The 21,319-nt window shown below is 58.2% G+C and carries 17 protein-coding genes and 3 pseudogenes; 7 read left to right on the top strand and 13 right to left on the bottom strand.

The genetic code is table 11. From position 1 onward, the window contains the following. Nucleotides 1-40: 40 nt before the first annotated feature. The 8 genes and pseudogenes from ACFR99_RS20010 to ACFR99_RS19975 form a co-directional block, all read right to left on the bottom strand. The gene (locus ACFR99_RS20010; RefSeq protein WP_390291446.1) at nucleotides 41-1,237 is read right to left on the bottom strand and encodes an MFS transporter; all 1,197 of its coding nucleotides are present in this window, start codon (nucleotides 1,235-1,237) and stop codon (nucleotides 41-43) included. Nucleotides 1,238-1,240: 3 nt separating this feature from the next. Then, complete coding sequence (locus tag ACFR99_RS20005) at nucleotides 1,241-3,082, bottom strand: IucA/IucC family protein (protein ID WP_390291443.1); 1,842 nt, start codon at nucleotides 3,080-3,082, stop codon at nucleotides 1,241-1,243. Nucleotides 3,083-3,084: 2 nt separating this feature from the next. After that, a complete protein-coding gene (locus ACFR99_RS20000) occupies nucleotides 3,085-4,455 on the bottom strand; it encodes a lysine N(6)-hydroxylase/L-ornithine N(5)-oxygenase family protein (RefSeq protein WP_390291440.1) in 1,371 nt (456 codons plus the stop codon). Next, a complete protein-coding gene (locus ACFR99_RS19995; RefSeq protein WP_390291437.1) occupies nucleotides 4,448-5,104 on the bottom strand; it encodes a GNAT family N-acetyltransferase in 657 nt (218 codons plus the stop codon). Before ACFR99_RS19995 ends, ACFR99_RS20000 begins: the two co-directional genes overlap by 8 nt. After that, on the bottom strand, nucleotides 5,101-6,915 hold the full coding sequence (locus tag ACFR99_RS19990; protein WP_390291434.1) for an IucA/IucC family protein: 1,815 nt from the start codon (nucleotides 6,913-6,915) through the stop codon (nucleotides 5,101-5,103). Before ACFR99_RS19990 ends, ACFR99_RS19995 begins: the two co-directional genes overlap by 4 nt. Further along, on the bottom strand, nucleotides 6,912-8,396 hold the full coding sequence (locus ACFR99_RS19985; protein WP_390291431.1) for a pyridoxal phosphate-dependent decarboxylase family protein: 1,485 nt from the start codon (nucleotides 8,394-8,396) through the stop codon (nucleotides 6,912-6,914). The genes ACFR99_RS19990 and ACFR99_RS19985 overlap by 4 nt, the downstream gene beginning before the upstream one ends. Next, on the bottom strand, nucleotides 8,393-9,766 hold the full coding sequence (locus ACFR99_RS19980) for a diaminobutyrate--2-oxoglutarate transaminase (RefSeq protein ID WP_390291429.1): 1,374 nt from the start codon (nucleotides 9,764-9,766) through the stop codon (nucleotides 8,393-8,395). The genes ACFR99_RS19985 and ACFR99_RS19980 overlap by 4 nt, the downstream gene beginning before the upstream one ends. A 938-nt stretch (nucleotides 9,767-10,704) precedes the next feature. Then, nucleotides 10,705-10,911, bottom strand: a pseudogene (locus ACFR99_RS19975) (SWIM zinc finger family protein); the annotation flags it as partial. On the opposite strand from ACFR99_RS19975, the pseudogene ACFR99_RS20420 reads away from it, so the two are divergent. From ACFR99_RS20420 to ACFR99_RS19965, 3 genes and pseudogenes are all read left to right on the top strand, one after another. Continuing rightward, nucleotides 10,895-11,005, top strand: a pseudogene (locus tag ACFR99_RS20420) (DUF8008 family protein); the annotation flags it as partial. The pseudogenes ACFR99_RS19975 and ACFR99_RS20420 overlap by 17 nt on opposite strands. A 1,490-nt stretch (nucleotides 11,006-12,495) precedes the next feature. After that, nucleotides 12,496-12,765, top strand: a complete 270-nt coding sequence (locus tag ACFR99_RS19970) for a hypothetical protein (protein ID WP_390291591.1) — start codon at nucleotides 12,496-12,498, stop codon at nucleotides 12,763-12,765. Nucleotides 12,766-13,209: 444 nt separating this feature from the next. Beyond that, complete coding sequence (locus ACFR99_RS19965) at nucleotides 13,210-14,226, top strand: glutamate cyclase domain-containing protein (RefSeq protein WP_390291425.1); 1,017 nt, start codon at nucleotides 13,210-13,212, stop codon at nucleotides 14,224-14,226. 63 nt (nucleotides 14,227-14,289) lie between these two features. Here ACFR99_RS19965 and ACFR99_RS19960 read toward each other — a convergent pair. Then, nucleotides 14,290-15,410: pseudogene (locus ACFR99_RS19960) on the bottom strand (hypothetical protein). Nucleotides 15,411-15,612: 202 nt separating this feature from the next. Here ACFR99_RS19960 and ACFR99_RS19955 point away from each other — a divergent pair. Continuing rightward, a complete protein-coding gene (locus ACFR99_RS19955; protein WP_390291422.1) occupies nucleotides 15,613-16,302 on the top strand; it encodes a peroxiredoxin in 690 nt (229 codons plus the stop codon). Between the two features lie 118 nt (nucleotides 16,303-16,420). Here the strand turns inward: ACFR99_RS19955 and ACFR99_RS19950 are convergent, their stop codons facing one another. Next, nucleotides 16,421-17,356 (bottom strand): ArdC-like ssDNA-binding domain-containing protein, encoded by a 936-nt coding sequence (locus ACFR99_RS19950; RefSeq protein WP_390291419.1) that lies wholly within the window; start codon nucleotides 17,354-17,356, stop codon nucleotides 16,421-16,423. A gap of 283 nt (nucleotides 17,357-17,639) precedes the next feature. On the opposite strand from ACFR99_RS19950, the gene ACFR99_RS19945 reads away from it, so the two are divergent. Beyond that, nucleotides 17,640-18,089 (top strand): hypothetical protein, encoded by a 450-nt coding sequence (locus tag ACFR99_RS19945; protein WP_390291416.1) that lies wholly within the window; start codon nucleotides 17,640-17,642, stop codon nucleotides 18,087-18,089. 176 nt (nucleotides 18,090-18,265) lie between these two features. After that, nucleotides 18,266-19,195 (top strand): DUF7983 family protein, encoded by a 930-nt coding sequence (locus tag ACFR99_RS19940; protein WP_390291413.1) that lies wholly within the window; start codon nucleotides 18,266-18,268, stop codon nucleotides 19,193-19,195. Nucleotides 19,196-19,286: 91 nt separating this feature from the next. Here the strand turns inward: ACFR99_RS19940 and ACFR99_RS19935 are convergent, their stop codons facing one another. Then, on the bottom strand, nucleotides 19,287-19,514 hold the full coding sequence (locus tag ACFR99_RS19935; protein ID WP_390291410.1) for a DUF8129 domain-containing protein: 228 nt from the start codon (nucleotides 19,512-19,514) through the stop codon (nucleotides 19,287-19,289). Between the two features lie 247 nt (nucleotides 19,515-19,761). Here ACFR99_RS19935 and ACFR99_RS20415 point away from each other — a divergent pair, with 247 nt between their 5' ends. Continuing rightward, nucleotides 19,762-19,920, top strand: a complete 159-nt coding sequence (locus ACFR99_RS20415; protein WP_465260910.1) for a DUF7837 family putative zinc-binding protein — start codon at nucleotides 19,762-19,764, stop codon at nucleotides 19,918-19,920. Nucleotides 19,921-20,050: 130 nt separating this feature from the next. Here the strand turns inward: ACFR99_RS20415 and ACFR99_RS19930 are convergent, their stop codons facing one another. Both ACFR99_RS19930 and ACFR99_RS20410 read right to left on the bottom strand, forming a co-directional pair. Then, complete coding sequence (locus ACFR99_RS19930; protein ID WP_390291407.1) at nucleotides 20,051-20,938, bottom strand: biosurfactant protein 1; 888 nt, start codon at nucleotides 20,936-20,938, stop codon at nucleotides 20,051-20,053. Between the two features lie 82 nt (nucleotides 20,939-21,020). Beyond that, on the bottom strand, nucleotides 21,021-21,158 hold the full coding sequence (locus ACFR99_RS20410) for a DUF7563 family protein (RefSeq protein WP_465260909.1): 138 nt from the start codon (nucleotides 21,156-21,158) through the stop codon (nucleotides 21,021-21,023). Nucleotides 21,159-21,319 lie beyond the last annotated feature (161 nt).

Genomic DNA, 21,319 nt, shown 5'->3' with positions numbered 1-21,319 from the left:
CGCATACTGCGGATAGTGCGGCCAGCGATTATCAATGACCTCAGTGTAGTGAATCCTCTAGACTGATCATAATGGTTGCCAACACTCCGGTAAGGGAAACAACTGCGGCGGCTGTGTACATCGATGTGAAACTGACCAAGTCACCAAGTATTCCGAACCCGATCGCGCCGAAACCGACTCCCAGATCCATCCCGATCAGGATTGTCGCAGTCGCACTCCCGTTTTGCGACTCTGGCGTCGCTGCAACTGCAACACTCTGTAGGAGCGGGAACACGAGCGCGAATCCAACCCCGAATACTGCTGCTCCTGCCAGCAAGCCAAGTGGAAGTCTACTGACGACCAGGAGACGCGGAGCAAGCGCAAGAAGCGCCAGCCCGACAGCCTGACAGACAAACGACACCACGAGCAACGCGGGTATCGTGCCTGGGAGTCGCCCACGAACCGCACGTGTAAGGAGAATCGCCCCACCCATGACTGTAAAGAACAAGCCAGCATTATCGAGTCCGACGGTGGGAGCATAGAGCGGCAGTAGCGCGTCAATCGCCCCAACGGGGATGCTCCCGAGTGCAACCAGAGTGGCGGCCGGGAGCGCCTCCGGCGCGTAGAACTCGCCATCACTGCGTGCCGCCGGTGTCGTCTCCTCGAGTGCAGCCAGCGGCCCCAACACGAGGAGCGCGAGCAGGGCTGCGCCAGCGAACTGCATCACGAACCCGTAGCGGTGTGCTATCCACAGGCCAGCCGGTGGCAGCACCATAAGTGCAATGTTCGGCACGATACCGAAGTACGCGAACCCTTCGGATTGACGGGCGGATGGTACCACGTCGGCAGCAATCGTCGGTGTCGCGGTACTGCTGACACCCCAGGCTATCCCGTGGAGTACCCGAAGGCCGATCGCGACCCAGATTACGGTTGCCCACGTAAATGAGAGGGTCGTACCCGCAAGTGCGACGGCAGCTATTGCCTGGACGCCACGTCGACCGACGCGGTCGAGCAGCCATCCAGCGACGGGCCGTGCAACCACGGCTGCAAACGTGAACGCGCCGAAGGCGACGCCGATGAGCGACTCGCTATGCGTGATCGTTTCCAGATAGACCGCAAACGTCGGGTGGATCGCAGCGTAACTGCTGTACGCGAGCAGCTGCGTCCCGCAAACGAGCAGAAAGGCGCGCGTCCACAGCGGCGGCTCCTGGTCGGCGACGAACACTGCCCTGAGCCGCTGTGCTAGCGCACCGCGCATGGTCTAGTCGTCAGCGGGGCTCGGCTCGGTCGCGCTCTCCGGCGTATCGGATGCGACCTCGTAGAGCGGGTTCGTCACTGTGCCGTGTTCGGAGGCGTGGGGTCGACCGGGCGCGTCGTCGTAACCGTAGTCGAAGATTCGGTTTCGATTGAGGCTGAGCTTCGTGAACTCCGGCTGGAGCAGATCGAAGAGCTCGAACCGCTCTTCCAGTTCGGGGAACTGCGACTGATAGTCGAGGATCGTCTCCCGGGCGTGTGCCCAAAATCGTTCTTCAGGATAGTTCTCGTGTTCCTCGAGAAGATCCACGACGTACCGGAGAACGCAGACGAACAGTCCACAGAAGATGAACTGGCAGAGTCCTTCCGGCGGCTCCTTTCGGAGCACGTCGTGCATCTCGTCTGGGAGTGCGTCGAGTTCGGGAAGCGGCTGGTTGCTCACGTTCACGTCGTCGACGAAGTCCTTGACCGCGAGACGCGAGGGGACCCCGTCTTCGACGACCAGGATCGTATTCTGTCCGTGGGGGGAGAAGACCGTGCCGTAGCGATAGAGGAAGTGCAAAAGTGGTGGGAGAACCGTATCGAAGAATTCCGCGAGCCACTCGTCGAGTGTAAGCCCCGACTCCGCGACCAATTGCGAGATGTAGGGCTCGCCCTCGCCGTCGACGTGCATCAGCGAGGAGAGCGTGATAGCCTCCTCGTCGTCCTCGAGGAAGGTGTAAATGGATTCTCGCCAGATAGTGCCCAGCAGTTCGTGGTACTGATAGGGCGACCCCTCGATGTCGGTAAACTCCGAGTGATCGTAGTTGATGCCTGCAACCTCTCCTGGGAGGATGAGTTCTCGGTCTTGCAGGAACTCGTCTTCCTCGTAGATTCCCTTGATATACTCGGTGACGGTCGGAGCGAGTTCGGTCCGCTCGCCGGGGAGCCCACGCCAGACCAGCGTGTTGAGGATCCGCATCGGGACTTTCACGTGGTGTTTCTCCTCGTTGTCGACGTTGACGAAGGTGCGGACCGACTGCTGTGGCAGGTACTCGTCGGGCCCCTCGCCGAGTGCTACGATATCGTCCGCGGCGATGTGATCGGGGAACAACGGGACGATACTGTTCTCCCACTGCCAGTCATGAACCGGCAGGAAGTAGTAGGCGTCCGGATCGAGCCCCTGTGCGGCCAGTCGATCACGGAACTCCTCGTAGCGGGACCCAAGCTCGCGCTGGACGAGCGAGTCGTGATCGATGTCTTCGGTAGCGACGAAGGTCGCCTTTTCCTTGCGGACGGCGACCCACGAGAGCGTCACCGGGTTCTTTTGCTCGGGAGCGAACGCCTGGTAGTCGTCGTACCCCCAGCCGAGACGGCCCTTGTTGTACGTGATCCATGGGTGACCCTCCATCTCCCCTTCGAGTTCGGCATACTCGAGGGCCAGCGGATCAAAATCGTCACGGTCCTGCTTGCGTGCCTCGACGTGGGCATCGGCGAGAAGTGTCCGCTTGTACTCGCGGACGAGGTTCCCTTCGGTCAGTCCGTCGAGATCGGTGGTTTCGCCGAGGTCGCGAAGGAGCCCGAGCGGATCCGTGAACTCGGTCCAGTCCTCGCCCCCATCACGACGTTCGATAGTGTCGCCGTAGACGTGGAGACTATCCATCAGCCGCTCCGTCGCCTCGAATCGGTACGATGTCCCACCGAGGTCGAAGCGGTAGGTGGCGCGCTCGTCGTCGGCGTCGACTTTTCGCGGCGTGATGATCTCCTCATACGTGAACTCCTCGAGCATCTTCGTGAGGAGGCGGCGTTCGACCGTTTCCCACGTTTCGCTGTCCAGTGCGTCCTGTAGCGTCGTGTCGTTCGGGTTCATTGTTAGTCGTCGTTGGTTGGGATCGCTTCGCTCCCGTGCTGACGGGAGGCAGACGGTGCATCTTCGACGAATTGTTCCACAGCGAAGTCCTGGTAGACGGTGTCAGTGTCCTCAGGGTAGGCTTCACGGCCGACGAGGCGATTGACGAACTTCGTGTTCCGATAACAGCCGAGCCCGAGGTCGGGGACCCCGACCCCGTGGGTGTGGACCTCGGCGTTCTGGAGGAAGACGTCCCCCGCCACGTCGACCTCAAGTCGATGGTCCTCGGTCACCTCGAACCGGCCCTTGTCGTCCCACCTGATCGCCGCTTCGAGCGGCTCGAGAAAGCCTGGAATCGGACGCTCGTAGCCGGTTCCGAGGACGACGACCTCGCTCTCGTGGACGAAGGACTCTTCGGTCTGCCACTGATGACAGTCGAGAGCGTATGCGCCATCCGTGTCGACGATGTCCCGTACCTCGGTCATCGCGAAGAGCCCGACGTCGGGCTCGCGGTCGCCGATCGAGCGGTGATAGAGAAGATCGTAGATTTCGGCGCTCGTTTCCGGGTCGACCCCCTTGTAAAGCAGGCCCTGATTCGGGATGAGATCGTCCTTGACCTCTTGGGGGAGGTCGTAGACATACTGCTCGTACTCGGGGGTGAAATGTTGCAGCCCCAGCTTGGAGTATTCCATCGGGAAGAAGCCATCCGAGCGGGTCAGCCAGTCTAACCGGTAGTCGCCATCCGGCTGGCGTTCCAGCAGGTCCTGGAACACCTCGGCGGCACTTTGTCCCGATCCCACGACCGTGACCGACTCGGCGTCCATTACGCGCTCGCGGTTGTACCGATAGTGTGCCGTGTGGAAGACATCCTCCTCCGGATGCCCCTGAAGCGGCTCCGGAATCTGCGGTCGCGAACCGATTCCGAGTGCGAGGTTCTTAGCACGGTATTCGAACTGCTCGTCCGTCTCCGGGTGGCGAGCCACGACGACGTAGTGGTCGTGCTCGTCGTTCCATCGGACTGTAGTCACCTCGCGGCTGAACCGGCAACTGTCGAGGGTCTCGCTGACCCACTTGAGATAGTCGTTGTACTCACGACGAGGCGTCTGGAACGTCTCGTAGAAGTAGAACTCGTAGATGCGCCCCGTCTCCCGCAGATAGTTGAGGTAGCTGTGGGGGTTCGTCGGGTCCGCAAGCGTCACGAGATCGGCGATGAACGGCACCTCGAGGGTTGCCCCCTCGAGTAGCATGCCCTCGTGCCAGTCGAAGTCGGGCTCTCGTTCGAGGAAGACGGCATCGACGGATTCCTCGACGCCGTCCAGCAGAGCTGTGAGACCGAGATTAAACGGCCCCAGTCCGATACCGACGACGTCGTGAATGCGCTCCGATTCAGTCATCGGCGCTCACCTCGCTGCCGTCGTCCGCGTTCTGCGGTGGTGCAGCCGTCGCATCGGTGAGTACCTCGGTCTCGAACCGGTTTCGGTCACAAACCATCAGTACAGCATCCTTCTCGGCCTCGTCGAAGTGGAACTCCGCTCGCGATTCGAACCCACACTGCTCTAAGATGTGGATAACGTGGTCGTTGCGAGCGTCGGGTTCCGCGATTACCCGTTCCGTCTCGGGGTGGCGAAACTGCATCGTAACCACGGCCCGCAACAGCGGGAGGGCGTAGCCACGGCCGAGATACTCGTCGGGGCCGATAAGTAGGTGGACGCCCTGGTCGGCTGGGTCGGCGTCGTAGTGGTTCGCGACGTCGTCCTTGGCGGCCCAGTAGCACTCCCAGTAGCTCATCGGAACGTGATCCAGACACCCGATATAGGGCGTCAGGTGGTCGTCCGCGAGCTTCGTCGCGAGTCGGTCGCGAAACGCCGGGAGTGGCAGATCGAGCTGCCAGTACGGTTTCACGTGGTCGCTCCCGAGCCAGGCGTGGAGTCGACCGAGGTCACGGTCGAGCGTCGCCTGCCGAAGCGATATGGTCCGTTCGATGCTCGGGTCGCACGTCTGGTAGTCGTAGTCCGTCGCGATAGTTGCGTCTGGTCCGGTCATAGTTCGAGTTCGGTGACGAGGGGATTGTTCACGTCCGTGTAGACGGACTGGTTCTCGAGGTCGTTCTCCAGTTCGTCCAGTCCGCGAAACCGCGTCAGCAGGTTGGCCTTACACGGGACGGTCGGTGATTCCAGCAGCGGCGTCAGGAAGTCCGACGAGGGACGATCGTAGTGCTCGCGGGCGCGCTCGAGTTCCGCCCGGAGGAGCGAAAGCAGGCGTTGCTCGGCGACGAGTCCGGCACTCCCGAAGGCGTTGACGACGTCGAGCGCGTTGTTCAGGATAACGTAGTAGCGGAGTCGCTCGTCGGCGATGGCGTCTTCACAGACGGTGTCGGCTCGCTCGCCGACGCCCGGGAGATAGGCGTCGACGTCGGGATACTGCGACTCAGGGAAATAGAACCCCTGATTGTCGCGATAGCGGAACTCGCAGGGATAGCCGTCCTCGTCGAGCGTGAGCACCGAGTTCTGCTGGTGGGCTTCCACGCCGACACCCTGGACGAGATAGAGCCACAGCACCGGGCGAATCGCGATTTCCAGGTACTGGCGGAACCACTCTTCGCTGACCGCCGCGGTATCGCGGCCCTCGCGCTCGGCGATGGTCGTGACGAGACGACCGAGACGCGACTGGCCTGTGATGGCGTCCTGACAGAGCGCAACCAGTGGGGTCGACCGCTCGGCCAGGTCACCGCGGAAGGGGTTGGCCCGGAGGACCGTCTCGAGTCCGGACTCGGGTTCGTCCCCGATGTCGAGCGCGAGGAAGGCGGGATCGCGGACGATGTCGAAGTTGGGGAACGCCTCGGTAAGTTCGTCGCCGAACGCGGTCTCGAGGAGTTCCGCGACGGCCACACCGCGGTCGAGTTCCGGGCGTTTGTTCGTCCGTACGGAGTTCGTGATCTTCACGCGTAACGATGATTTCACCATGAACGGGGTATCCGGGCTGTAGAGCGTCCGGACCGAGGTGGTCGGATAGAACTCCTGTCCGACTGCACCGAGGTGTTCGAGCCCGTCCCCGAGATGGCGTTGGACGTGTGGCTGGTCACAGAGGTAGTTCGCCTGCCACGGATGGACCGGCAACAGGATGTCGTCGCTTTCGACGTGATCGTCGACGAACGTCTCGGGCACGGTGTCGTCCTCGCGCAGAGCGTCTTTCACCCAGGTCGTGGCGCGCCGATCGAGGGCCGACCGCTCCGCGACGAGATCGGGATCCGCGCGGAAATAGTGGAGGGAGAACTCCCCGCGAAGTTCCGGCGCGTACGTTTCCTGGTTTCGGGCAGCGATACCTTGTCGGCTCTTGGGTGTCGGATGACGGTGGTGGCCGAAGACGAGCGCCTGCTCTGCATCGCGGAACGACAGCTGCTCGTCGTAGAGGTGTGCTTCGTCGCCCGTCCGTGCACGGACGAAGGTTTCGACGTTTCGCTTGCTCCGAAGGACCCGCTCGAGCAGTTCGTCCGGAACGGATCCGCCCTCTCGTGTTCGCGAGAGGTCTTTCACGACGAGCGAGGCGAGCGTCGCGGCGTCGACTGGGTGGACTGTGCCGTCAGGGAGACGGTATCGAACGGGCAGGTCGAACAGATGGCGCTCTGTCGGTGACCGGTACTCGAGGGGTGCCAGTACGTCGATCCCCTGTTCGGGAAGCCGCGTCCGAAGCAGGCCGTCGGGCCCGGGTGCGACGTCTGCAACGGACTCGTCGGAGACCGTATAGTCGCCGGTCTCGCGGAGATAGCAGTTGAGGAACGCGTGCACCGTGGCGTTGTCGGCCCGTTCGGCCGGATCGACGTCCCGGTCCGCACGACCGTTGAACGCCAGTGTCATGCGAGCACCTCCTGCTCTCGGGCGACCGCCGCGCCGCAGTCCCTGATGACGTCTAACATCTCGGCGACGTCATCAAGCGTCGCGGTCGGATTCAGCAGCGTAAACTTCAGGCTTGTCACGCCTGCGACTTCCGTCCTGGCGACGATCGCACGGCCGTCGTGGAGCAACCGCTCCCGGATGTCCGCGTTCAACCGGCTGACAGCTTGCTCACTCATCGCTTCGCGCGGCCGATAGCGGAAGACGACCGCGTTCAGCGTCGGTTCGTGCAACAGTTCGAAGTCGGTGGCATCCTCGATGAGCGATGCCGCATCGGACGCCAACGCCACGGTCTCCTCGACGAGATCCGCCATTCCCTCGCGACCGAGGGCACGGAACGCGAGGTAGGGTTTCAGCGCGTCGAATCGGCGTGTCGTCTGGACCGATTTCGCGACGAGGTTCGGAACGCCGGTCTCGTCGTGTTCCTCCGGGTTGAGGTAGGCGGCGTTACGCGCCATCCACTCGAAATCGCCCCCATCGCCGAGGAGGAACGCGCCACAGCTGATGGGCTGGTAGAAGAGTTTGTGGAAGTCCACAGCGACAGAGTCGGCACGCTCGATGCCCTCGAGCAGGTCGTCGGAGTCGGTCAGCGCGAGGGCACCGCCGTACGCTGCATCGACGTGGTACCAGAGGTCGTGCTCGGCAGCCCGGTCGGCGAGTGCGTCCAGCGGGTCGATGCTGCCGAAGTCGGTCGTTCCGGCAGTCCCGAGGAGCGCGAAGGGCACCGCATCGTTAGCATCGAGCTCAGCGAGTATTTCGTCGAGTGCGTCGGGGTCCATCTGGCGCTTCTCGTCGGTCGGAACGGCGACGACCGCGTCTTCGCCGAGCCCGAGGTGGTGGGCGGCCTGCTTGCCAGTGAAGTGGGCCTCCTCCGAGCAGAGGATGCGAAGTGACTCGGCCGCTGGCGGGAGCCCGTCTGCCTGCACGTCACGGTCGAACTGCCGACGACAGTATCGGTCGCGGGCCAACAGGAGGGCCTGGAGGTTCGACTGCGTCCCCCCGCTCGTGAAGACGCCATCCGCGACGTCCGGAAGGTCGAACAGCTCACAGAGTGCGCCGACGACTTCCTGCTCGAGGACGGTGGCTGCGGGCGCCTGATCGAAGGAGTCGAGCGACTGGTTCGCCGCGGTGAGCATCGCCTCTGCGGCGAGCCCCGGAATCATCGGCGGACACTGGAGGTGAGCCGCGCACCGCGAGTTCGAAGTCCCAACCGAGTGGGCGAGAACCTTGGTAGCGACTTCATCGATGGCAGTATCCAGACCCGTTCCGGTTTCAGGGATGATCGGGTCCGTGAACTGCTCGGAGAGCGCTTCGGGTGACCGCCCCGAGTACGGGTTCTCGGCGGCGGCGAAGCTATCCACGACGGCGTCGGTCGCCCGCTGCATGGCCTCACGGTAGGCGGTAGTGCCCGCTTCCGAGTCGAGGAACAACTCGTCTGCGCTCATACGGTCACCCCCGCCGGTTCTGCCTCGACATCGGCGACGGCAGCGATGGCCTCCTCGAAGATAGCGGCGATCTCGTCGATCTGCGACGCGGAGACGATCAGTGGCGGGAGGAACCGGGCGGTCGCGCTCTCGCGACCACCAAGTTCGATGATGAGCCCGCGGTCGAAACACTCGGCCTGAACTGCCGCCGCGAAATCGCCGTCCGGAGCGTGAGGACCTGGACCCTGCCAGTCGGCGTCGGTGTCGACAAACTCGACGCCCAGCATCAGCCCGCGACCCCGGACGTCTCCGACCGCACTGAATCGCTCGGCCGTCGTCTCGAGGTGATCCCGCAGACGTGCGCCTACGTCGGCGGCGTGATCATCGAGGTCGTTCTCGAGTACGTAGTCGATGGTCGCTTCCCCGGCTGCCATCGCGAGCTGGTTCCCGCGGAACGTTCCGGCGTGTGCACCGGGTTCCCAAACATCGAGTTCCTCGTCGTAGACGACGACGGCGAGCGGGAGACCGCCACCGATGGCCTTCGAGAGTGTGACCACGTCGGGTGTTATTCCGGCATGCTCGAAGGCGTAGGTCTCGCCTGTCCGTCCGAGACCCGCCTGAATTTCGTCCAAAATGAGAGGAATGTCGCGCTCACGCGTAATGCGACGGATCTCTCGGAGCCACGCATCGGGTGCGGGGATCGCGCCCCCTTCCCCCTGGACGGACTCGAGAATCATCCCGGCAGGGTCGGTGAGCCCACCTTCTCCGTCATCAAGGAGGTTTTCGACGTAGTCGCTCCCGATTCGGTGTCCGTCCTCGCCGCCGACGCCGAACGGGCATCGATAGTCGTACGGGAACGGCAGGTGATGGACCTCGTTCATCAACCCCGAAATCGGCTCCTTGGCATCGGTATCGCCCATCAGCGAGAGCGCCCCGCTCGTCATCCCGTGATAGGCACCCTGGAACCCGAGGATACTCCGGTTCCCGGTGGCCGTTTTGACGAGCTTCAGTGCAGCTTCGACGGCATCCGTGCCGGCCGGGCTACAGAACTGGACCTTCGCTCGCTCGCTGAATTCGTCGGGCAGGCTCTCGAACAGCGAGTCGACGAACCGCTCTTTCGCGGGCGTAGAGATGTCGAGCGTGTGGAGCGGTCGCCCGGTCTCGAGCGTGCGCTCCATCGCTTCGACGACCCGCGGGTGATTGTGACCAAGCGCGAGCGTCCCCGCCCCGGCGAGGCAATCGTAGTATTCATTCCCGTCCATATCGGTCACGGTGACGCCCTGCGCTTCGCGGATGGCCAAGGGGAGATGCCGAGGGTACGTCCGCGCATTCGATTCCCGTCCGGCCTGCTGGGAGAGGATAGCGCTGTTTCCCTGTTCCAGGTAGGTCATCGTACGCCACCTCCTCGACAGGCCGAAACTACTGCACGAGACGCCTGTGCTCTTGTACTCGATTGACCCATATGAGTTTTAGGCCAGCCTAAAAAATATAAAGCTACCGGTTTAGGTTGGCCTAAAACACCATTCTCGTTTTCTCGACTTAAGTATGGATGATGGATATTCGCGGATCACACGTCGTGAACAATACGATGCAGTTTTCTTAGGGCAGCCTAAACCGACAGGCTCACCGGTGTGTATTCTGATAGCGGATGAATCAGGTACCTATAGTAACAACTGAAACGATTCACACACCGATCGCACAGCAGTCGTGCGAACGGATGTGCATTGACTTTCAGTGGCTACTGTAGTTCAACCGCTTCCTTCACTATTACTCGAGATTGTTCTGAGCCATAGATCACATCAGTCGAATTGCTCCTATGCCGTCTTTCGAAGCTTCAAGAACTCCAGTTTCGACGCTTCGGTCCTACAAATCGTGCTTGTTCTTAAATTTTCTAAGATTTGAAGCCAAGATACTAACCTAAGAGTCTAATCTAAGACTCTATGATCTCTCATTCGAAGTCATAGCCCCATTCTTGGAGCTGATCAGCAAGCTCATCGATCTGCTCGAGCATCAGTACCGATCCTCGGCTTCATCCACTGCGGCATCTCGACCGTCTGCTTGGAGATGTTCGTAGCGGACCTCACAGCTGTCAGAACCGACCAGAATATCCTGCACGATCGCGAGCAGGCTCCGAACACGTCGGCATTCGACACTCATCTCGATCTGTCATCTGTCGATCCCTCGCTTCAGGAGTCGAGTCGCCTCAACGTCTGTCGACACGATTGCTGTCTCTCTTTGTCTCATGGGGTTGCTGCGGTGGACTCCCTTTGAGCCCCCGCACCCCTTTCGGGGGATACAAACCGTCTCGAGTGACGAGATAGCTCAATAGTCAGCGACTGAACGTGCTATCCGGCGCAGGGACAAGTCCCGTGCGGATCTCGAGGTCGACACGGCGAAGATGCTTACAGCCGTCATCTGGCTGGCACTGCTCGAAATCAGGACAAGTACATGTCGCTGCCTCGATATCGACCTCGTAGGTAGCACCGCTCTCACTCTCGACCTCGTAGATCGGGCCCACTGTCCCAAAGCGGACACAGCGCAAGAACGGCCTCGAGTATACTGAACGACGTGTCTTGTTGATGGACGATGTCGACATCCCCGGTGAAATGGCCGGTTCCGGAGACACCTGACGTCGACAGTTGAGAGTGTCTCCCGACTACCCACAACCCCTAGGAAGGGTCTCACTCTATCCACTCAACTAATATCTAGCACAAGAGCCGTTGTATGCAGTGTACTGTTACTCCATAGTACGTCACTTGATCGGTTGTTGTCGGTCTTACTCCAATGACTTTCCTGTGGGTGTGTCTGAAGACGCCAGCTGTCACCGGGACCCTGTCGTCTCGAGATACATTCTACGTCCGTGGGAAGTGTCGGATGGAGAACTGGGCCAGCGTTACCGGAAACAACTTTGGATGTTCACGATTGCGGCAATCATGGGTATGATCTGTATTTTCAAGGTTCACAAACCACTCTCCCAGAGTGCAGTCGCTGTCCGACCGACGGACTGGGTTGGCTAACTCTGAATCTGGCGACTGCTAAACTCACATCCCTCAGTGTGATGCTGTGATACGCCTTTGAGCGGTACGAGGTCAGCTATCCGAAACCTCGCTGCATCCTCTGATTGTTTCGATGTGGAGTCAATATCACGCTATACACGCGAAGCTGCAGCCAACGCTTACGATGCCACTGACTGATCGCCAAGAAGACATCCTGACTGCCGTCGTACTGACCGAGTTCTCTGTTCACTATGAAGAGGCCGATCTCGAACTCTCGCGAAGCCGTTGACGGGACCGAGATTGGGTAGCCATAACCCGACATCTTTGAATAGTTCTCAAACCCGCTCGGATGGGCACAGGGTGGTGGCGCCGAGCGTAATGGAATAGAGGCGAACAGGCGGTTGGTTCTGTCTCTGTCGCACAGGAGAAGCGCGACAAGTGATGCAACTAATTCGGGATTTATCAATTCTTCCCGCTTCTCAGCGGCGCAGAACCGACTGCGATCTGGAACCCACAGGGGACATCGATGCACACCCTAACTTGACGCTCACTTGCTCAGGCAACCCGTCGAGCATTCCTGGCAGTTGGCTGTCAATCATCTCTTCGAACACAATGCTGAACCACGTGAAGCCGTCGATACACTCGGGATCGAGTAGCTGGCATTCAACGTCCCTGATCGGACCTCAAAAGCCGCCCGGATGGGCGTAGAGTGGTGGCCGCCGGGCAAACTGAAATAAATAGGGTCGTGGATGATTTAACTGGCCTGTCGCGCAGGTAACGCGACAGGTGAAATGTTTGGGAGAGTTACTATCAACCCCACTTCAATTCTCAGTTAGCCAGAATGGGTTCCGTCGAATCGCTGCGCCTGTCTTGTATGGCTTCGTGATCGACTTCCTTTGTACGTGACATCTACGAACGAAACTGTCGACGAGCTCGAGACAGGCCTGCAGTGACGCTTTGCTGCGTTCGGGAATACCATCGGTATCTGTATCCTCGCGCGGCTCAACAATAAGGCAGAGGTGGTCAGTTCAATCTGACAGGAGATTGCTCTATCCCTGCCAGAGAAGCGGATTCGACGAGTACTGTTAAGCGGACAATTGTCGAAACAACCAACTAGAACTACAATAGCTGGCATTACAGATCCACGGCCACCACTTCCGGAGTGGATTCTCGAGTGCTACGACCGACTGTGTTCCCAGGCATGTCAGCCAGACCATGGAGGGGACGGCGTTCCGTTGATCGACTATGACGATGCCACTGACATTCTGACCGCCGATACAGAGTTAGCACTCGAGCAACGGGACGTCGAGTACGCACTGACGCGGCTCCTCGAGCGGGGCTACTTCTACGAAGTCGAGAACGAACTTCGGGTCAAGTCGCCGGAAGAACAGTGATAGTTATGTTTCAAAGAACTGCCTTGCACGACAGCAGATCAGTTCTACAGGTGGAGCAGGCTGAGTGCCTTGGGGCTTGATCCCGAGGCGGCTCACCCGGCCAGCAATTCGTTTCCGAAGAACGTTCTGTATTTATAGCTGCAACTGACTACATCAAGCTTGAATGTGGCACCGCTTTCCCACGAACTCGGTGCATCACCACGGAAATGCTCTCCGTTGTGACACTCAAGTTGTTTTCCGGCACTGAGTAACAGGGCCGGCCGCCTGATTCGAACATGTCTCACGGACCATCGGAAGATACAATCGCGCCGAACCAGTAAACGAAACGCTTGTTCACTTCCTCATGCAACTTGAGGAACGAGAGCTAATCCAGTTCGATGACCAGGCAGACGAGTGACCGCTGATAAATTTTTGTAGAACATTAAATATACCTCAATTAAGATAATGGTGTCTGAAAATACAAAAGACGTGGCTACGATTGTCGATGACCTAACGACGACTGATATCGGGAATCGCGATGCGATTTGCCCCATTTCCTCTGCAGCTCGCGAAAAACAGGGGAGAAATCCTTCGATGCAAGCTGCTGAACGTCTGAATGAGGCTGTCGATCCCGGAGATACTGTGCTTGTGCTCACTGGTTTTTTGATTCCGCCGTCGATGGTTCAGGAGACAGATGGACCACTCGGTGCAGTCTCTGTTGCACGTGCTGTCGACAGTGCTCTCGATGCAAACGCGATCATTGCATGTGAGCCTGCGGCTGTCGATATTTGTGAGGCAACGGCAATGGCTGGTGAACTCAGTGTCCTTGATCGAGAGGCAGTATCCAATAACAAACGGTCTGTCTCGGTCGAACCATTCCCCGCCGACCGCTCCGAGGCTCAGAAGTATGTAGAGGAACTCTTGTCAGAGGTTGACCCGGCTGCGGTCGTCGCCGTAGAGAAGGCCGCTCCGAACAAGGAGGGTGTCTACCACAATATGGCTGGATACGACGTGACCGAACAGACAGCTAAAGTGGATGAACTCTACAGTCGACTTCCGGCTGATGTGTTGACGGTCTCTGTCGGCGACGCGGGAAATGAGGTCGGCATGGGTCTTGTTCAAGAAACAGTCGAAGACGAAATTCAGTACGGGGACGAGTGTCAATGTGGCTGTGGAGCAGGGACAGCAGCGGACATTGAAACGGATCTCTTGGTTCCAGCAACAGTTTCGAATTGGGGCGGGCACGCGATCGCAGCCTGCCTCTCACACGTGACACAGACTCCCATATTACATGATCCCGAAGTAGAGCGTCGGATGCTCGTTCAGGCATCGATGGCTGGTAGTATCGATGGAATCGTAGGCGGAACAAATGCCTGGTGTGACGGGATGCCGCCGGATGCACATGAATCAATGCTCCGTCTGATTCGCGAGATCTTCCGTTCGTCTGTTCACACTCGCGGTGGCAGTGAACTTGAACGATAGCTACACTACAATTAAAACATGCGTGAAATAGATGAGTAAAACCGACCCTGTCTTTCCGCTCTGTCACCTTACTAGCTTCTCACGATAACCTTCAAATACGGACTCAAATCCCTCGTCGACGACCTGTTGAACAAGCTCCGCGAACGAACGTCGATTACTTGGCTCCTCAACGAGTGACCGAAACGAACTCTCGAAGTGATGTCCGTGCGAGGGACGATCACGACTCGAGGTTTCGTGGACTGCCTCGTGCAACATCACGAGATACAGATCGTGCATCCAGACTGCACGCTGGCGGCTCGTCATGGCCGAGTCGGTGATCACGATGTACGTTCTGCTGTCGGTCCAGGCATCGGCACTCGTCTCGCCGTAGTACACGTCCCGCTCAATCCCAAGCTCCCGTGCGAGCACTCGCGCGAAGCGGAGATACTGTCGCTGATCAGCGTTCAACTGCGATTCGTCCATTTCGCGTGTGAGTGACGGATGTGGCGAGTCAGCCACTGCCTCGAGTGGGTCGCCCTTGTCGACTGACTCGCCGTTGATCACGACCGAGACGCCGGTTCGTGATTGCACGTACGCGAAGCGCTTGCGAAGATCGCGAACGTAGCGCCGCCACCGGTAGCTGTCTGGATCCGGCACTTCGTCTTCGTAGTGATCGATTTCGACGAGCATCCCCTTGAGATGATGCTCAGCGTCCACGAGTTGACCATCGCGCCCGCTGATGTCTGCCCACGGTCAGAGTTGCGTCGATCTTGGTAGTCGAAACACAGTGCGGTGTTATGACTCCAGATACGAACAGCACCCTTCGCGATGATCGAACCCTTGCTGATGCCCCACTCGCCGATTGTCTCGTCGTCCGATCGCTGCTTGCTTCCTGCGCCGAGTACTGAGAGGTTGCGTCGCCCTTCGGTCGACTCGAGGTCAACACCAGCGTCATCATCGAGGATAATCGATCGCTCGGGTGAGATGCTAACCAAAACACGAGATGAACCCGGACTGTCGATGCCATTTTGGACCGCTTCACGGATCGCATCTGTGAAATCCGCCATCTGATCTTCGATGAGATACGTTGCAACCCGCTCGTCAGCTGTCATCGTTATGGTCTCGTCAGTCGATGGCTGACTGGCTGGCCTCGAGTCGGTTGTCTCGTTCGTCGCAAACTCGGATAACGTCGGATGTTCCGCCATGGTATCAATTATATGATAACATACAAACTGCACCGGGCGGTCACGTGGGAATCGAGTAGACTCAATTTTAATCCGTTGACACGGTCGATCGAGTGAACAACCAGCAATTATGTGTTGCACTCGAGAGAGTGGGTTGTCGAATCCAAAAATATAGTTTGTAAGAAGGTGCTTTAGTAATCTGCTACCCAAAGAAAAACTGTAGATGACGAAACAAACAGATCAAATTGACGAAGCGACGACTGACGTACCTGGTATTGGCGATACGTTCCCCGACCTGACTGTCGAGACGAGCATGGGTGAGCGCTCGCTGCCCGACGACTATGAGGGCAAGTGGCTCGTCCTGTTCAGCCATCCCGGTGACTTTACGCCGGTCTGTACGTCTGAGTTCGTCGCCTTCGAGCAGCGTCGCGAGGAGTTCGAGGAACTGAACGCCGAACTGCTCGGGCTGTCGGTCGACCGTGTCCACTCGCACATCAAGTGGACTGAGTGGATCGCTGAGAACCTCGACGTCGACATCCAGTTCCCGATCATCGCTGACGATCAGGGAACGGTTGCCCAGCAACTCGGCATGCTCCACCCCGGTGCAGGAACGGCAACCGTCCGCACCGTCTTCGTCATCGATCCGGAGGGAGCAGTTCGGCTGCGCCTGACCTATCCGATGGAGATCGGTCGCAACATCGACGAAGTCCTCCGTTCGCTGCGTGCGCTCCAGAAGAGCGACGATGATGGCGTCGCTGCCCCCGCAGACTGGCCGAACAACGAGAAGTTCGGTGACCAGGTCCTCCTGTCACCGCCGGGTGCCGAAGCGGACGCCCAGGACCGAAAAGCCGAGGCTGCTGACGACGAGGAGCTGAACTACTACGACTGGTGGTTCGTTACCCGCGACCAGTAACTAACTCACGGACCCACTGAACGGCAGTCTGCTGGCGACACCCGAACTCTGGTGTAGTCACCGAATCCAACACCACTCTTTGTCGAGTTCGTTTCTGATCTCGAGAAGAAGCGGTCGGTCACTCATTGTCGACCACCTCACTGACGATATCGATGATCTCCTGGGCTGTCGAACTGATCCGCTCAAGCCGGTCGATGATCGTCTCTGGCTCGTCTCCGTGCCACGCGGCAAGGTAGAACGCTGACCCACTGGTATCTAACTCGAAGTACCGTCCAACGATGTAGCCGACTGCTTCGGCTTCGAGCTCACGTTTCGATCGCTCAGCCTCGTCGTCGACGCCACTGTGTAACAGCGCGTGGGCGTACTCGTGAACGAGCGTGACGGCGAGGTCAGCGTCGTTCTCGCGATCACGAACAGCGACGCGTGGCTGCTCTAGAGGGCGGTACTCACAGACGCCCTTGGCGTTTCCATGCGACCAGTCTTGGGGTGACACGACCTCTACATCTACTTTGAGTGAGTTTGCTGCCTCGAGGAGTGCGGGAACCAACTCTTCAGCCTGTCCTCTGGCTTCTGTCTCGAGGTCGGGCAGTGGCTCGCCGTCAGTCTGCAAAATATCAAAGACAGGCGCTGGCCGAAAGCCCACGAGTCCTTTCTCCCAGCTATCCGGCGGTGTCTCATCGTATTCACAGTCACTGCGCTCGTGGTATGACGGCGAGTTTCCGCAGTCGGGACACTGCTTTGCGATGATGGGTGCCCAAATCCAGATCGCTGTCTCTCCTTCTTTCACGTGCCGGTCGAACTCGTTTTGCCACGTTCGATAGCCAGCAACGCGCGTTGCCTCTGGACACTGAAGTTTGATCAACAGCGTGTTTCGGTGCGAGTAGTCATGGAAGCGACTCTGAACGTCCAACCACTCTGTGAACTGTTCGCTTGAGACGGCGTCATCGACCTCTTTGACGAGGTCCTGAATCCATGCTTCGATCGTACTGTGCATCTCGTCGTGCCGGGTATCCGAATCGTCGAACGTTTCCCGGGAGCTGCTGCTCGTAACCATGTTCGATCAGTGCTTCTCGAGTCGAGTCGAATCGAACTGAATTGAATTGAACTCGAGAAGACCTCCACCCCTCAGTGGGGCTCAAAAAGACGCCGGACTCGAGCAGCTGGAGAGCCGCTAATCAGCGGACGCCACGATCTCCACTTTGATCGGCGCGTCGTCTGGTGTTCCGCTCTTGTTCAGGAGAGATGCTGGGTATGTACCGTACGCCGTCCCGATTATGATGTTATGGCTTATCTGGATAGGAATAGATATTTTATAATTCGCGTAGTACTAGAGTATCGTGGCTGCACTCAACACACCCGGAGATTTGTCCGTTGCACCCGGCGTGAGTATCCAGCCCGGTGTAAGATTCTGGACCAAACCAATTCGAGAGAGTAACACTGGAAATATTTTAGTGGTGAACTCAATCGATCTCTGGGAAGCAGATCACCTTATCCTACGAAATAAGTGCCATTCTGATGTCGATTCTCCGAAGGAGAAGATCAATCGAAATAAGCACTTGTTCGTCGAACTGAAACTGGAGAATAAGCAAAAGTTCGTTGAGGTCGTACCATACACTGAATGGCCTCAAGATGACTCCCGAAGCACTGCTTCTGAACGCAAGAACACACATGACACTGAGTGGGAAGACAAGGAGCAGAATCTTCAATTCTCAGGAGAGTGTGTGGAAAACCGTAACAGGGTTATGAAAGAGGATGACGTACGGGGATCGCTGAACGGTCTTCTCTGATTTTGGCTAAGTACGCCCATCTATTTACCAAGCAATCTAACGCGAAAACATTCATATCAAACCAGTGAATGTATTCTCTGATACCGCTGAGAACAAGGTTTAGTCGGGATGGCGCGTAACTTCTCCGTAGGCCATTCAGCGTCAGTTGGCACACGCTTCTCGAGCATCTTGATGAGTTGCCGGCGGACGGGACACTGATCACACCGTTGTCGAACTCTCGTATCCATATCACAGATGTTCAGAAACACCGTGTCATCGGCCGATTTGACGAGTCTAACGAGAAGCGTCCGCTCCAACGTGAGCAGTTCGAGACACTCTACCATCAGATACAGACCGCGCACGATGGGTTCGATCTCGACCGGCTCCCGCTAGATGCTGACCCGTATCCAGCGGTGTTGAGTGTTCATCCTCGGTTCGAGATCGACGAAGACGCGGGTGTGATCGCCGAGACAGACGGGCCGACGACGATCCAATTAGCTGACACAGCACACGAACTAGATATCGATGACGACGACCGCACCGAACCCGACGGTCTGGACATCTACTCGGATGCGCTGCTACTGATCGATGCACTCGAGCGCCACGACGTAACCGACCTCCCTGACTTGGAGACGGCCACCCTCGTAAATCTCTACACGCTGCTGTCGGATGTCCAGCGTGACGCCAACGACTTTCGCCAGGAGGTCGCTGACGTACTTCTCTCACGGCTTCATCACGACCGTCCTGTTGCCGGTCAGTACGGCTCGGTCCAGCGTACGAGTCGCCGCAACCGCTCGCTCAGAGATGACGAGGAAGTTCTCTCCATGCTCGAGGCGGAAGGGATCGACCGCGAGCGCGTCATGAGCGTTGATCGCCAGAAAGTCGACGAAGCACTCGAGATGACGACACTCACCGAGTCCGATGTCTACGAGATCGATGAGAGCGAGTACGTTCGCAATGCGGAGGTCGATGACGACGTCAAGGAGTCGCGCCTCCAGGGCTTGAAGGACCGCCTTGACGCTAGTGAAGAGACGGAAGCTGAGGAACTGCAACAGGAAATCGAAGCACTCGAAGAGCGTATTGACGACCTCACGAGCTTCCGAGCAGGGACGGAGGTACAGGAATGACTACTGACGGCTTTTGTGGCATCACGTACAGAGCAAGGGATTGGCAGAGTTTCTCCCGGTCGTCCTGCAATCTGACACTGGCAGTGTCGAGCTAGTCATCGTCGTCCTGTGAGCGGAGTTCGTTGGCCCGTTTCTCGAGTTGGCGGAGAATTGGGACGCGTTGCTGATGTTGGTTTTCGTAGGCAATGCAAGCTCGCAGCGTGTCCATATCGTTGATCGTCGTGATGCCGGCGTCGATGAGCCGCGTATTCGGTGCCTCGAGCCGCTGTGCTGGTGAGAGTTCGCTCGAGTCTTGGAAGTGTTCTGGCGTGTCGTTCATTGAGTGTTGCCTCTGCCCCTATTGAGGCATCAAAAACCGGACTGCTGTGTGTTTTGCTGCAAGTGGGGATCATCAAGCCTCTGCAGATAAGCAAGGCGAGTGCCTCGAGGCTTGATCCCGAGGGGGTTCACAGGGCTATTCTACTTTCACTGTGGCTGGCTCACCTTTTTCAGCCAAAACGCCAAACACATCGAATGGAGCCGTGGATTCCCCCTGTCACACGCTCCATGGTTCCACCACTACCCCTATGACAGCCGAAAACCAGGTGCTCGGTAACTGCTCGTTCTGCAACGCTAAAGTCCTGAAACATCAATCTATCATCGAGTTCGAAACGAACGGCGAGCAACGAGTATTTGCAGAATGCCCTGAATGCGGTGAAGTCGTCGACCCGGAAAGCACCGGCTGACTGTCGGATACTGCTGAAATGCACACCGATTGTACACGTCAATTACGGCGTCTCTGAACCGTGAAACAGTCTTTCCTCCGATCCAGGAACCGACGCCTGTATTTTACTGCTAAGTGATTTCACATCTTGTTCATTTTGGGCTCGGCCCATAGCGCGGCATCCCGCAGATCTGGCACTCCCAGATTGCGTGGCCGGTCCACGTTTCGTCGGGGACCGATTCATGGTCGCTGAATTGATGATCGGTTGTGCGTCCGCACTGGTGACACTCGAGACGTTCTTTGGTCGGGATGCCACTGTCCTGATGCTCAGGTTCACTCTCTTCGGGTACCTGCTGGAGGGCAATCGCGGGGACTAACCACGCATCATCACCGACGTTGTCGAGCAGCGTCGCAAGTCGTTGCTCGTCGCGGATACCAGTCCCACCTTCGTCGTAGAGATACGTTGTTGGCTCGTGGTCACCTGCAGCTGGTTGGGGTTGGTCACTCCATGTTGTTCGATCGCGAGCGGCCGCGAGAAGTTGCTCACCGTCAGTGGACGTAATCTGTGCTGCAGCAGGAAGCACGGGCCACCGATCGGTCAATTGGGCTGCAGGCTCGTTCTCGAAATCGTAGATGATCGTGCAGTCGTCGACAGCCTGTTCGGTCGCATTCGAGGCAAGGAGTGTCGCAGCGGCTGCTCCTTTCGCGACGGCGCCGTAGAACGTCGACGACTCGACAAGCATGTGAATAACGCCGAGGATCGTCCACTCTGCTGCTGGTGCGTCTGTCTCAGAAGAGCAGTCTTCGAGATGGTTGGTGAGACAGAACAGGCATTTGGTCCGGTCAGCTGGGATCGGTGCGCCACAGGACCGACACTCGGTATCCGTTTCCGTTGGAGTATCTGGATATCCAGCTGTCGTCGCCGCAACTCGTTGTCGATCAGGCTCACCGTCAGTACACTCGCTGAGTGTCTCATCTGGGATATGCGACGCTTCGCCGGTCGGACGAAGCTCCTCAAAGTCAGAATCGCGATCAGTCATTGATTGGGTAGTGGGTTGTATGTCTCACATCTTGATCAGGCCAGTTCGGGAGAGAAGATCTGGAAATGAGATCACTGAGACGCTATTGCTGGCGAAGTCCTGCTTCTCGAGCTTCACGGTTGCTGGCACAATGGATACACGCTGGCAGATCGTCATTAACGGAGAAAACTCGATAGTAGTTCTCGGTGACATGAGAGCCACAATCATCACATTCTGGCATTATCCAAATCTATGTTTCTACTCCAGTAAATATCTTGTTTCAATACTTGTGTTACTTTCATCAAGGACAGTCTATCTGAGTGTGATTGACTCTTTTCCGGGCCTGGTATTGTTGTGGTTCAATAAGGTGTCCACAGCCCTCACAACGAGTTTCGACTGCGT

The sequence above is a fragment of the Haloarchaeobius amylolyticus genome, from assembly GCF_042678045.1.
Taxonomy (GTDB): Archaea; Halobacteriota; Halobacteria; order Halobacteriales; family Natrialbaceae; genus Natrinema; species Natrinema amylolyticus_A.
Note: the sequence above shows the minus strand (reverse complement) of the source record. Positions and strands in the feature narration are given on the sequence as shown.